Origin of the sequence: Nocardioides albertanoniae (genome assembly GCF_006716315.1) — a bacterium.
In the GTDB taxonomy this organism is placed as follows: domain Bacteria; phylum Actinomycetota; class Actinomycetes; order Propionibacteriales; family Nocardioidaceae; genus Nocardioides; species Nocardioides albertanoniae.
The window spans coordinates 4,169,552-4,181,742 of sequence record NZ_VFOV01000001.1; the positions used below are offsets into that span (position 1 = coordinate 4,169,552).

General features: G+C 69.5%; 13 protein-coding genes. 7 read left to right on the plus strand and 6 right to left on the minus strand.

Translation table 11 applies throughout. The features are described from left to right. Positions 1 to 154 precede the first annotated feature (154 nt). The 3 genes from FB381_RS20035 to lpdA all read right to left on the minus strand — a co-directional run bounded on the left by FB381_RS20035 (position 155) and on the right by lpdA (position 3,709). Complete coding sequence (locus FB381_RS20035) at positions 155 to 1,552, minus strand: NAD(P)H-quinone dehydrogenase (RefSeq protein WP_141781906.1); 1,398 nt, start codon at positions 1,550 to 1,552, stop codon at positions 155 to 157. 65 nt (positions 1,553 to 1,617) lie between these two features. Further along, a complete protein-coding gene (locus tag FB381_RS20040; RefSeq protein WP_141781907.1) occupies positions 1,618 to 2,130 on the minus strand; it encodes a DinB family protein in 513 nt (170 codons plus the stop codon). A 181-nt stretch (positions 2,131 to 2,311) separates the two neighbouring features. After that, positions 2,312 to 3,709 carry a dihydrolipoyl dehydrogenase gene (lpdA, locus tag FB381_RS20045; RefSeq protein WP_141781908.1) on the minus strand — a complete coding sequence of 466 codons (1,398 nt, stop codon included), beginning with the start codon at positions 3,707 to 3,709 and terminating at the stop codon, positions 2,312 to 2,314. 73 nt (positions 3,710 to 3,782) lie between these two features. On the opposite strand from lpdA, the gene FB381_RS20050 reads away from it, so the two are divergent. The 4 genes from FB381_RS20050 (at position 3,783) to FB381_RS20065 (ending at position 7,480) form a co-directional block, all read left to right on the plus strand. Next, positions 3,783 to 4,235, plus strand: coding sequence for a gamma-glutamylcyclotransferase family protein (locus FB381_RS20050; protein WP_141781909.1), 453 nt, complete (start codon positions 3,783 to 3,785; stop codon positions 4,233 to 4,235). A 25-nt stretch (positions 4,236 to 4,260) separates the two neighbouring features. After that, positions 4,261 to 5,058: a purine-nucleoside phosphorylase gene (locus FB381_RS20055; protein ID WP_141781910.1), complete on the plus strand. Its 798-nt coding sequence runs from the start codon at positions 4,261 to 4,263 to the stop codon at positions 5,056 to 5,058. Between the two features lie 72 nt (positions 5,059 to 5,130). Next, positions 5,131 to 5,790: a biliverdin-producing heme oxygenase gene (locus FB381_RS20060; protein ID WP_141781911.1), complete on the plus strand. Its 660-nt coding sequence runs from the start codon at positions 5,131 to 5,133 to the stop codon at positions 5,788 to 5,790. Positions 5,791 to 5,830: 40 nt separating this feature from the next. After that, positions 5,831 to 7,480 (plus strand): phospho-sugar mutase, encoded by a 1,650-nt coding sequence (locus FB381_RS20065; protein WP_141781912.1) that lies wholly within the window; start codon positions 5,831 to 5,833, stop codon positions 7,478 to 7,480. A gap of 79 nt (positions 7,481 to 7,559) precedes the next feature. Here FB381_RS20065 and FB381_RS20070 read toward each other — a convergent pair whose 3' ends face one another. Beyond that, positions 7,560 to 8,129: a hypothetical protein gene (locus FB381_RS20070; protein ID WP_141781913.1), complete on the minus strand. Its 570-nt coding sequence runs from the start codon at positions 8,127 to 8,129 to the stop codon at positions 7,560 to 7,562. Positions 8,130 to 8,161: 32 nt separating this feature from the next. On the opposite strand from FB381_RS20070, the gene deoC reads away from it, so the two are divergent. Next, on the plus strand, positions 8,162 to 8,830 hold the full coding sequence (deoC, locus tag FB381_RS20075) for a deoxyribose-phosphate aldolase (RefSeq protein ID WP_141781914.1): 669 nt from the start codon (positions 8,162 to 8,164) through the stop codon (positions 8,828 to 8,830). 66 nt (positions 8,831 to 8,896) lie between these two features. Further along, the gene (locus FB381_RS20080; RefSeq protein WP_141781915.1) at positions 8,897 to 9,508 is read left to right on the plus strand and encodes a uridine kinase family protein; all 612 of its coding nucleotides are present in this window, start codon (positions 8,897 to 8,899) and stop codon (positions 9,506 to 9,508) included. Here the strand turns inward: FB381_RS20080 and FB381_RS20085 are convergent. After that, on the minus strand, positions 9,483 to 10,562 hold the full coding sequence (locus FB381_RS20085; protein ID WP_141781916.1) for an adenosine deaminase: 1,080 nt from the start codon (positions 10,560 to 10,562) through the stop codon (positions 9,483 to 9,485). The two genes, FB381_RS20080 and FB381_RS20085, sit on opposite strands and share 26 nt — an antisense overlap. 36 nt (positions 10,563 to 10,598) lie before the next feature. Here FB381_RS20085 and FB381_RS20090 point away from each other — a divergent pair, with 36 nt between their 5' ends. Next, positions 10,599 to 11,054: a MaoC family dehydratase gene (locus FB381_RS20090; RefSeq protein WP_141781917.1), complete on the plus strand. Its 456-nt coding sequence runs from the start codon at positions 10,599 to 10,601 to the stop codon at positions 11,052 to 11,054. Between the two features lie 37 nt (positions 11,055 to 11,091). Here the strand turns inward: FB381_RS20090 and FB381_RS20095 are convergent, their stop codons facing one another. Next, positions 11,092 to 12,135 (minus strand): S66 family peptidase, encoded by a 1,044-nt coding sequence (locus FB381_RS20095; RefSeq protein WP_141781918.1) that lies wholly within the window; start codon positions 12,133 to 12,135, stop codon positions 11,092 to 11,094. Between the last annotated feature and the right edge of the window lie 56 nt (positions 12,136 to 12,191).

Genomic DNA, 12,191 nt, shown 5'->3' on the forward strand with positions numbered 1-12,191 from the left:
CCCCGAGGTCGAAGCGTCACCTCTGCAGGCCGAAGCGTCACCTCTGCAGGCCGAAGCGTCACCTCTGCAGGTCGAGTGGGCATCGAGATGCCCACTCGACCTGCAGGACTGACTTCTCGGCAGGCGTACGTGACTCCTCGACCTGTAGGGGCGACTACTCGACGTGGTGGAGGCGGCGGGCGGCCTCGGCGGTGGAGCCTGAGATCGAGGGGTAGACGGTGAAGGTGTTGGCGATCTGGTCGACGGTGAGGCCGGTGGAGACGGCGAGGGTGATGGGGTGGATCAGCTCGGAGGCGCGGGGGCCGACGACGACGCCGCCGATGACGACGCCGGTGCCGGGGCGGGAGATGAGCTTCACGAAGCCGTCGGAGATGCCCTGCATCTTCGCGCGCGGGTTGCCCTTGAGGTCGAGGCGGAGGGTGTCGGCGACGACCTCGCCGGAGTCGACCTGGGCCTGCGAGTAGCCGACCGTGGCGATCTCGGGCGAGGTGAAGACGTTGGCAGCGACCTCCTTGAGGTCCATCGGGATGACCGCGTCGCCGAGGAAGTGGCGCATCGCGATCCGGCCGGCCATGGCGGCGGTCGAGGCGAGCATGAAGCCGCCGGTGCAGTCGCCGGCGGCGTAGACGCCGTAGGCCGAGGTGCGCGAGACCTTGTCGGTGCGGATGAATCCGCCCTCGTCGAGCTCGATGCCGGCCTCCGCCAGTCCGAGATCCTCGGTGTTGGGGATGGAGCCGAGGGCGAGCACGCAGTGGCTGCCGGTGACCTCGCGGCCGTCGGTGAGCTTCACGGTCACGACGTCGCCGTCACGGGTCACCGTCTCCATGCGCGACTTGCCGAGGATGTTCATCCCCTGCCGCTCGAGCACGTCCTGGAGCACCGTCGCCGCATCCGCGTCCTCACCTGGGAGAACACGATCGCGCGACGACACGAGGGTGACCCGCGCGCCGAGGTTGAGGTAGGCGTTGGCGAACTCGACGCCGGTGACGCCGGAGCCGACCACGATCATGTGCTCGGGCAGCTCGTCGAGGTCGTAGACCTGCTCCCAGGTCAGGATTCGCTCGCCGTCGGGCTGCGCGCTCGGCAGCACCCGCGGCCGGGCACCCGTGGCGATCAGCACGGCATCGTTCTCGATCGCCTCCTCGCCGCCGTCGGGCAGGGCCGCGACGACACGGCGCTTGTCGGCGTCGATGCGACCAGCGCCCTTGACGACCCTGATCCCGCGTCGGGTCAGTCGCCCCTCGATGTCGCTCGACTGCGCGAGCGCGAGCGCCTTGACCCGCTCGTTGACCAGCCCGAGGTCGGCGTAGAGCTCGGTCGCCGGGTCACCCTGGTGGTCACGGAAGTTGATGCCGAGGTCGCGGGCGAGCGTCATGTCGGACATCAGCTCGGAGGTGGCGATCAACGTCTTGCTGGGCACACAGTCGGTCAGCACCGCACTGCCACCGACGCCGTCGCGATCGACGACAGTCACCTCGGCCCCGAGCTGCTGCGCCACCAGCGCCGCCTCGTACCCGCCTGGACCGCCACCAACAATCGTCACCCGCGCCATAAAAACATGATCCCACGGTGTGCTGTCAGGAGTACGCCGGGGCGCACTCCTGACAGCACACGGGCTCAGCCCATCGTCTTCTGGCCGTCGATGGTCTCTCGGATGATGTCGGCGTGGCCGGCGTGCTGGGCGGTCTCGGCGATGATGTGGGTGATCACGCGGCGGTTGGACCAGCGCGCACCGGGCTGGAACCACGGCGCCTCGGGCAGGGCGTGATCCTCGTCGAGATCGACCGTGCGGACGAGCTCGTCGGTGGCAGCGGCCACCTTCTCGTAGGCAGCCACGATCTCCGCCAGCGTCTCGGACTCGAGCAGGCTGAACTCGTCGGCACGCGCCGCGAAGGCTTCGGGGGTGAACTCGACCGCCTGGGGCCCCTCGACGATGAACCGCGCCCACTCGGCCTCGGTCGCGGCGACGTGCTTGATGAGTCCACCGACCTGCAGGACGCTCACGGTCGGCGCCAGCCGAGCCTGCTCGTCGGTCAACGCCTCGGCGGTCTTGCGCAGGAACCCGCGGTGGACCGCGAGGGTCTCCAGCAGGTCGGTGCGCTCGCGGGTCGAGATGGCGGTTGCGTTCATGACATGGGCTCCTTGGTCGTGATCTCTGCGAACAAGACCAACGCTATGAGCAGATCCGGTCAGTTTCTGACCTCAATCAAGGAAACCTTGCGCCGATCCGCCCGCAGACACCGAAGACGGCGAAGACGCACAGAAGGCCCGGGCCGCGACGTACGCGCTCCCGGGCCTCCCGCGAAGGGCCTTACAGGTTGATCATGTGGCCTGCGATGCCCTCGATGGCTTCCTTCATCGCCTCCGACAGGGTCGGGTGCGCGAAGACGTTGCGAGCGATCTCGTCGGCGGTGAGGTCCCAGGTCTTCGCCAGGGTCAGGGCCGGGAGCAGCTCGGTGACCTCCGGGCCGATCAGGTGGGCGCCGAGAAGCTCGTTGTGCTCGGCGTCGGCGACGATCTTGACGAAGCCGGCGGTCTCGGCCATGCCGCGAGCCTTGCCGTTGGCCGAGAACGGGAACGACGCGGTCTTGACGTCGTAGCCCTTCTCCTTGGCCTGCGCCTCGGAGTAGCCGAAGGAGGCGATCTGCGGCTGGCAGAACGTCGCCCGCGGGATCATGTCGAAGTCGATCTCCATGGTCTCGGCGCCGGCGATCGTCTCCGCGGCGATGACCCCCATGGCCTCGGCCGTGTGGGCGAGCATCAGCTTGCCGGTGCAGTCACCGATCGCGTAGACGTTCTCGACGTTCGTACGTCCACGGGCGTCGACCGCGATGGCACCGCGCTCGGTGAGCTCGACACCGGCGGCCTCCAGACCGAAGCCCTCCACGCGCGGCGCGAAGCCGAAGGCGGCCAGGAACTTGTCGGCCTCGAGCGTCTGCTCCTCACCGCCGGCGGCGGGGGCGACCTTCACGGTGACGCCGGAGCCGGTGTCTTCGACGCCCTTGACAGCGGTCGAGAGGAGCACGTTGACGCCGAGCTTCTTGTAGTGACGCAGCAGCTCCTTGGACACGTCGGCGTCCTCGGTCGGGACCATCCGGTCCAGGAACTCCACGATCGTGACGTCGACGCCGAAGTTCTTCAGCACGTAGGCGAACTCGACGCCGATCGCACCCGAGCCGCCGATGACGATCGACTTCGGCAGCTCCTCGGTGAGGATCTGCTCCTCGTAGGTCACGATGTTCTGCCCGTTGGGCACGACGCCGGGCACCGAGCGCACGGTCGCGCCGGTGCCGATGATCAGGTTGTCGAAGGTGTGCGACGTCGAGCCGTCCTTGCCCTCGACGTCGATCGACTTCGGGCCGGTGAGCGTGCCCCAGCCGTCGACCTCGGTGATCTTGTTCTTCTTCATCAGGTAGTGGACGCCCTTGGCGCTCGCATCGGCCACACTGCGGCTGCGCTTCCAGGTCGTCGCGAAGTCCATGGTGGCATCGCCTGAGATGCCGAAGGTCTTCTTCTCGTGCGTGATGATGTGCGCGATCTCAGCGTTGCGGAGCAGCGCCTTGGACGGGATGCAGCCGACGTTGAGGCACACACCGCCCCAGTACTGCTTCTCGACGACGGCGACAGACTTGCCGAGCTGAGCGGCACGGATGGCGGCGACGTAGCCACCGGGGCCAGCGCCGAGGACGAGGACATCGAAGTGGGTCACGCATCCAAGGGTAGACCGCCGATAACAGACAGATCTCAGTTGGGTTGGAGACTGAACGGTAACCTCGTGACCTGTGACTCTCTACGCGGCCTATGGCGTCAATCTGGACCCCGTGCTGATGAGCGAGCGCTGCCCGCATTCCCCGCTGCGTACGACCGGATGGCTGAGCGGCTGGCGCCTCACCTTCGGCGGCGAGGAGAACGTGCTCGGCGAGGGGCCGAGAGCCACGATCGTCCAGGATCCGTTCGAGCAGGTCTTCGTCGCCGTCTACGACGTCGTCGAGCAGGACATGGCGGCGCTGGAGAAGTGGGAGCTGGCCGACATCGGCGTCTACTTCAAGACCAAGGTGCGCATCTCCGCGCTCGCCGCGGACCTGCTGTGCGAGACCTATGTGCTCGACACGTACGAGGGCGGGATCCCGGACGCCCGCTACCTGGGCGCGCTCGCCGATGCCGCCGAGGCGGCCGGGGCTCCGGCCGACTACGTGCACGCGCTGCGTACGCGGCCTTGCCGGTCCAACGACTGACCCGATCTCGTCATAAGGTGAGGCTGTGACCTCACCGTATGACCTTGCCGAAGAAGCAGCCGCCGTTCTCGCCGAGAAGACCGGCATCGAGAAGCACGACATCGCGCTGGTGCTGGGCTCGGGCTGGCTGCCCGCTGCCGACGCGCTCGGCGAGGATTACACCGAGATCGCGACCACCGACCTGCCGGGCTTCAGCGCGGCCGCGGTCAAGGGACACAGCGGCAAGATCCGCTCGATCCGCTCGGCCGGCGGTCGCAACCTGCTGGTCTTCCTGAGCCGCACGCACTACTACGAGGGCAAGGGCGTCGACGCGGTCGTGCACCCGATCCGCACCGCGGCCGCGGCCGGCTGCGAGACGATGGTGCTCACCAACGGCTGCGGCGGGCTCAACCCGTCCTGGTCGCCGGGCACCCCGGTGCTGATCCGCGACCACATCAACCTGACCGCCACCTCCCCCCTGGTCGGAGCCAACTTCGTCGACCTCACCGACCTCTACTCGGCGCGCCTGCGCGGGCTGGCCAAGCAGGTCGACTCCTCCCTCGACGAGGGCGTCTACGTCCAGTTCCCCGGGCCGCACTACGAGAGCCCGGCCGAGGTGAAGATGGCCGGGATCATCGGCGGTGACCTGGTCGGCATGTCGACGACGCTCGAGGCGATCGCGGCCCGCGAAGCGGGCATGGAGATCCTCGGCATCTCGCTGGTCACCAACCTGGCCGCCGGCATCTCCGACCAGCCGCTCGACCATGCCGAGGTCCTGGAGGCCGGCCGCTCGGCCGCCACCAGGATGGGTGGCCTCCTCGGCGACCTCCTGCCCAAGATCTGAGCACCCGTTGACCCAAAGGGTTAGGGTTACCTAACCTCGGGTCGACCCGTCCACGCTGCCACTTGGAGTCCGATGACCGCCCTGCTGAGTGACCACACCGAGCCGCTGTCGACGTTGATGCGCGACGGCTCGCGCGCCGAGCACACCGCGGCCGAGGGCTCCTCCTACATGGCCTCACTGCTCGACGGGCAGGTCAACGAGCAGGGGTACGCCGACTACCTGCTGCGCCTGCGCCAGGTCTATGCCGCGCTGGAGAGCGTCGGGCGCGACCTGGCGGCGACCGACCCGATCGCCGCCGCCGTCCACGACCCGGTGCTCGAACGGCTCGCCGCGATCGACGCCGACCTCGACCACTGGGCGCCCGGAGCGGTCGCGGTCGACTCCCCGGCCGCCACGACGTACGTCGCGAGGATCGAGGCCAGCCGCGAGTGGGGCGGCCTCTACGCCGCTCACCACTACACCCGCTACCTCGGCGACCTCTCCGGTGGCCAGGCGATCGGGCGCACCCTCGACCGCACCTTCGAGCTCGGCGGCGCCGGCATCGCGTTCTACGCGTTCGCCGAGGTCTCGAAGCCGAAGCCCTACAAGGACGGCTACCGCGCGCGTCTCGACGGTCTCGGCCTCGACGCCGACCAGAAGGCGCGCGTCGTCGACGAGGTGAAGGTGGCCTTCGGCCTCAACCAGGCCATCTTCGAGGAGCTGAGCGGCCGGCTCGAGGCCTACCGGCGCTGAACTTCGGTCTGCGGGCGAGGGATGACCTAAGGTCAGATCCATGGTCCCCACCGATCGATCCGAGCTCGTCGTCCGGGCACGAGAATGGCTCGCCGACGACCCTGACGAGCAGACCAGGAACGAGCTCGAAGGCCTGCTGACATCCACCTCGCCGGATGCCGTGGCCGACCTGGCCGACAGGTTCTCCGGCACCCTCCAGTTCGGCACCGCCGGACTGCGCGGAGCGCTCGGGGCCGGGCCCAACCGGATGAACCGAGTGGTCGTCATCAAGGCCGCCGCGGGCCTGGCCAACTACCTGCTCGCGACGGGCGCGCAGGGCCCGGTGGTGATCGGCTATGACGCTCGATACAACTCCGACGTCTTCGCCCAGGACACCGCCGAGGTGATGACCGGCGCCGGCCTGGAGGCGCTGGTGATGCCGCGCTCGCTGCCGACGCCGGTGCTGGCCTACGCGGTCAAGGCCCTGGGCGCCAGCGCCGGTGTGATGGTCACCGCCAGCCACAACCCACCGCAGGACAACGGCTACAAGGTCTATCTCGGTGACGGGTCGCAGATCGTGCCTCCCGCCGATGCCGAGATCGCGAAGCGGATCGCGGCCATCGACAGGGCCGGCTCGGTCAGGCGGGGCGCTCCCGGCCGCACGATCAGCGAGGATCTCGTCGACAGCTACCTCGACACGGTCGTCGGGCTGCTCGCCGAGGGCGGCGCACGCGACCTCACGACGGTCTACACGCCGCTGCACGGCGTCGGCGGCGACCTGGTGCAGCTGGCGATGAAGTTCGCCGGCTTCCCCGAACCGCTCGTGGTCAAGGAGCAGGAGCGGCCCGACCCCGACTTCCCGACGGTCGCGTTCCCCAACCCCGAGGAGCCCGGCGCGATGGACCGCGCGATGGCCCTGGCCGGCAAGAAGCGCGTCGACCTGGTCATCGCCAACGACCCCGACGCCGACCGCTGCGCCGCCGCCATCGCCGATGGCAAGAAGTGGCGGATGCTGACCGGCGACGAGGTCGGCGCGCTGCTGGCGACCCACCTGATCCGCAAGGGCGTCACCGGGACGTACGCCGCCTCGATCGTCTCCTCCTCCCTGGTCGGGAAGGTCGCCGAGGCCGCCGGGCAGACCTACGTCGAGACCTTGACCGGGTTCAAGTGGATCTCGCGCGCTCCCGGGATCGCGTTCGGCTACGAGGAGGCGCTGGGCTACTGCGTCGACCCCCAGCACGTGCGCGACAAGGACGGCATCTCCGCACTGCTGCTCCTGTGCGAGCTGGCCGCGTCGCTCAAGGCCGAGGGCCGGCGGCTGGTCGACCTGCTCGACGAGATCGCGGTCGAGCACGGTCTGCACGCCACCTCCCAGCTCTCCGTGCGTCTGGAGGACCCCGCCCAGATCACGGCCGCAATGCAGCGGCTCCGCGAGCGGCCGGTGACCGCACTGGCAGGCTCGGCTGTGCAGCAGATCGACGACCTCGCCGCAGGTGAAGGCGGTCTGCCGCCGACCGACGGGATCCGCTATCACCTGGCCGGAGGCTCGCGGGTGATCGTGCGGCCCAGCGGCACCGAGCCCAAGATCAAGTGCTACCTCGAGGTCGTGCAGCCCGTTGCCGACACCTCGTCGCTGCCCACCGCCCGCCGCGACGCCGACATCGCTCTCGGTGCGCTCAAGGTCGACATCCGAGCCGCCCTCGGCGTCTGACTTCACCGCTGGTCGAGTCCGCGAGCGCCAGCGAGCGGTGTCGCTTCGCTCGGGGGCTCCGGCGGCTCGACCAGCAGGGTCAGAGGAAGAACAGGACGACGAAGACGACGGCGACGATCACGGTGACGCCGATCAGCGGCCAGTCCCAGGTGCGGCGTACGTCTTCGGCGAGGGCGAACTGCTCCTCGGAGTCGCGCTTGATCCGACGCCGGTCGCGTGCGTCCTGGGCGAGCGCGTTGAGACGGTCCTCGATGAAGTCGGTCTGGTTGCGCAGCGGGTTGTGGTCGCGCTTGGCGCCCTTGACCGCGTCACGGATCGAGCGCCCGACGGCGCCGCTGACGTAGGTGCGCCCGCCGGCGTAGGCACCGAGGGTGCGCCCGACCGAGACGCTCTCCAGAGCAGCCATCGGAAACCGGACGGTCGAGTAGAGGTGGTGCAGCACGAAGTCACCGTTGCTGACCCCGACCTTCGTACGGATGAACGCCGCGTACGCCACCAGCGCGAACAGCACCGCCCCGGCCGTCGTCACGGGGTGCCAGCCGGTGATCGCGTCGACCACGATGATCGCGACCGCGGCCCCGATCGCGAGAACGCCCCACACGCTGCTGCTGGAGTTGCGGAACCATTCATCGGGCTGATCGTCATTCACGGCGCACACGATAGCCCTCGTATGCTGAGCCTGTGCCTACCGCCGCTGAGATCGCGAAGCTGATCGACCACACCCTCCTCAAGCCCGAAGCAACCCATGCTGACGTCGAGGCGCTGATCGCGGAGGCCGCCGAGCTCGGCACCTACTCGGTGTGCGTCTCCCCCTCGATGCTGCCCCTGACCGTGCCGGACGGCCTGAAGGTCGCGGTCGTGTGCGGCTTCCCGAGCGGCAAGCACCTCTCCTCGGTCAAGGCCGGCGAGGCCGCGGCCGCGGTGGAGGCCGGAGCCGACGAGATCGACATGGTGATCGACGTCGGCGCAGCGAAGGAGAAGCGGTTCGCTGACGTCGAGTCCGACATCGCCGCCGTCCGGACCGCTGCTCCCGCGCCCACCGTGCTGAAGGTGATCATCGAGTCGGCCGCGCTCGACGACGACGAGATCGTCGGGGTCTGCGAGGCGGCCGTCCGTGCCGGCGCCGACTTCGTGAAGACCTCCACCGGCTTCCACCCGGCCGGCGGCGCGAGCGTCCACGCCGTCGAGCTGATGCGCAGCACCGTCGGGCCCGACCTCGGGGTCAAGGCCTCCGGCGGCGTACGCACGATGGAGCAGGCCGAGCAGATGATCGCCGCGGGCGCGACCCGTCTCGGTGTCTCGGGTTCGCGCGCGCTGCTGTCCGGGTCGACCCCGGGCGCCGGCTACTGAGAGGTCATCGCTGATCCTCGGCGCGGTCGATTCTCGGATGGGCCGGAGGTCGGTGAGAATGTCCCGGTGCATGCTCAGGTCATCGTTCTCGCCGGACCATCGGGAGCCGGGAAGTCCCGCCTAGCCGAGCGGCTGGGGTTGCCGATCCTTCGGCTCGACGACTTCTACAAGGACGGCTCCGACCCTTCGCTCCCCCGGATCGTCGACGGGCCCAACGCAGGCATGGTCGACTGGGACCACCCGCGCTCATGGCATCCCGAGGACGCCGTCGAGGCGATCACCTCGCTGTGCAGGACCGGCACCGCCGAGGTGCCCGTCTACGACATCGCCCACGACGGCCGCACCGGCTGGCAGACGCTCTCGCTCGGCGACTCGAAGTTCTTCGTCGCCGAAGGCATCTTCGCCCAGGACATCGTGGCCGACTGCCGCGAGCTGGGCCTCCTCGCCGAGGCCTACTGCGTCACCCAGTCGGCCTGGACCACCTTCTGGCGTCGCCTCGCGCGCGACCTGCGCGAGCGCCGCAAGCCACCGTTCGTGCTGGTCAGGCGTGGGTTGGCGCTGAAGCGCGCGCAGCCGCAGGTGGTGGCCGACGCCGCCACCAAGGGATGCATCGCGGTCTACCCGAAGCACGGCTACGTCGCGATCGACGAGCTCATAGGGCTGCGTAGGCGTCCTTGATCTCGTGGATCAGGTCGACCCGCTCGTCATAGGGCAGGAACGCCGACTTCATCGCGTTGGTCGTCAGCCGCTGGAGCTCGGGCAGCCCCCAGCCGAAGGCCTCCACGATGCCGGCCATCTCCGCCGTCATCGAGGTGCGTGACATCAGTCGGTTGTCGGTGTTGATGGTGACCCGGAAGCCGAGGTCGTAGAGCAGCCCGATCGGGTGCTCGGCGATCGACTTCGCCGCCCCGGTCTGCACGTTGGAGCGCGGGCAGAGCTCGAGCGGGATCCGCCGGTCACGAACGTACGACGCGAGCCGGCCGAGCCGCGGAGCGCCCCCGTCATCCACCGTGATGTCGTCGACGATGCGTACGCCGTGGCCGAGCCGGTCGCAGCCGCACGGGTGCACCGCCTCCCAGATCGAGGGCAGCCCGAAGCCCTCGCCCGCGTGAATGGTGAAGCGCATGTTGTCGGCCGCCAGGTGCTCGAACGCCGCCAGGAACCGGCTCGGCGGAAACCCCTTCTCCGGGCCGGCGATGTCGAAGCCGGCGACCCCGCGGTCGCGCCAGGTCACCGCCAGGTCGGCGATCTCGGTGGCTCGAGCGGCCTGCCGCATCGCGGTCAGCAGCTGGCGTACGACGATCTTCCTCCCGCCGTTGGCGACCGCCGCCGTGCCCGCGTCGAACCCCGCCTGAACGGCCTCGACGCACTCGTCCAGCTCGAGGCCGTTGGCCGTGTGGAGCTCCGGCGCCCAACGGATCTCGGCATAGACCACGCCGTCCGCGGCCAGGTCCTCGACGCACTCGCGTGCGACCCGGGTCAGCGCAGGCAGCGTCTGCATCACCGCCAGCGTGTGCGCGAAGGTCTCCAGATAGCGCTCCAGCGACCCGGAGTCGGCGCTGGTCACGAACCACTCCTCCAGCGCCGCCGGATCCTGCTGGGTGCCCTGCGGCAGCTCGTGACCCACCTCGGCGGCGAGCTCGACGATGGTCGAGGGACGTACGCCTCCGTCGAGGTGGTCGTGGAGGAGCACCTTCGGGGCGGCCTTGATCTGAATGTCGGACGGTTTCATGGCCCCATCATTCCGTATCCGGATAGATTCCGGGGTGTGCGCACTTTCACCACTCTGCAAGAGGTCTCCGACGCTGCCGGCACCGAGATCGGCACCGGCGACTGGCTCGAGATCGACCAGGACCGCGTCAACGCGTTCGCCGAAGCCACCGGCGACAACCAGTGGATCCACGTCGACGTGGACCGGGCCAAGGAGGGCCCGTTCGGCGGCACCATCGCCCACGGCTACCTGACGCTGTCGCTGCTCCCGTTCCTCGGCTCGAGCGTCTACTCCCTGGAGACGCCGGGCGCGAAGCTCAACTACGGCCTCAACAAGGTGCGCTTCCCCACGCCGGTGCTGGTCGGTGCCCGCATCCGCGCCGTCGTCTCCTTCGGCGAGGTGACCGAGCTCCCCGCGGGTCTGCAGCTCGTGGTCAAGACGACCATCGAGATCGAGGGGTCCGCCAAGCCGGCCAGCGTCGCGGAGTCGGTCGTGCTCCTGCTCGACACCTGAGCCCCGGGCCAGGACGGGCGCCGGGCCCAGCTCCAGGTCAGGAGTAGTCGGCCCAGATCCGCTGGGTCGTGCCGTCGACGGTCATCTCGCCGCCGTACGGCACGATCCACTGCGGCCGGGTGTGACCGAAAGGCGGACCCACGACGACCACCGCGTCGGAGTTGTAGCGGGCGACGGTCTCGATCGCCGCGTCGCGCTGCTCGGCGCGCAGGGTCGCGCGCTCCTCGGCGCTCGGCTTGTGCTCGAAGTCGGACGTCGCCGCGCGCCCGACGACCACTGCGTCGATCGCCTCGAGCAGCCCGCGCTCGCCCAGCGAGCGTGTGATCCAGGCAAACTCGCGCGCCGGGATGCGCTCCTCGGAGGTCTCGAGCAGGATTACTCCACCGTCCAGCACCCCGGGGTCGGCCGGGAAGCGGCCGGCCGTGAGCGCCCACTGCACGATCTCGATGCAGCCGCCCCACGTGCGGCCGGTGACCGCGCGGGCCGGACCGGCCCACGTCCACGGCTCGGTCTTGTCCCGCTCGCCGTACTCGGTCAGCGCGCGCGGGTCGTTCCAGTCGTGGCCGATGTCCTCGGACTCCCCCGGCTCGCTGATCTCCAAGCTCTCGCCGGTCAGCAGCGCCGCCCTGAGCGAGGCCTCGTGGATCGGGTCGAGCCCCGGGCCGGGGCCGAGGTGGACCTGGCTGGAGCCGCCGTAGAACCCGGCGACCCCGTTGGTCCACAGCCAGTTGAGCAGGTTGGTGTTGTCGCTGTGGCCGAGGAACGGCTTCGGGTCCTTGCGGATCAGGTCGGCGTCGAGATGCGGGATCACGGTGATCTGGTCCTCGCCGCCGATGGTCGCCAGCACCGCCCGGATCTCCGGGTCGGCGAAGGCGGCGTTCACGTCGGCCGCCCGCTCCTGCGCCGTCGCACCGAGCTTGCGGGTCGTCGGATACTCCACCGGCACCAGGCCCGTGACCGCGGCCAGCCGCTCCATCGCCTGCTCGTGGATCGCCGGCGCCACCGCGGGCGCCGCGAACGACGGTGACAGCACGGCGACCTTGTCGCCGGCGACGGGCTTGGGTGGCTTGATGATCTCCATGCTCGAAGTGTGGCCTCAGGTGGTCGTCAGGGGCGACCGGTTATCTCCCGCGCCGG

Coding starts and splice junctions, on each gene's coding strand:
- FB381_RS20035 (WP_141781906.1), bottom strand. CDS start 1,552: ATGGCGCGGGTGACGATTGTTGGTGGCGGTCCAGGCGGGTACGAGGCG.
- FB381_RS20040 (WP_141781907.1), bottom strand. CDS start 2,130: ATGAACGCAACCGCCATCTCGACCCGCGAGCGCACCGACCTGCTGGAG.
- FB381_RS20060 (WP_141781911.1), top strand. CDS start 5,131: ATGACCGCCCTGCTGAGTGACCACACCGAGCCGCTGTCGACGTTGATG.
- FB381_RS20065 (WP_141781912.1), top strand. CDS start 5,831: ATGGTCCCCACCGATCGATCCGAGCTCGTCGTCCGGGCACGAGAATGG.
- FB381_RS20085 (WP_141781916.1), bottom strand. CDS start 10,562: ATGAAACCGTCCGACATTCAGATCAAGGCCGCCCCGAAGGTGCTCCTC.
- FB381_RS20095 (WP_141781918.1), bottom strand. CDS start 12,135: ATGGAGATCATCAAGCCACCCAAGCCCGTCGCCGGCGACAAGGTCGCC.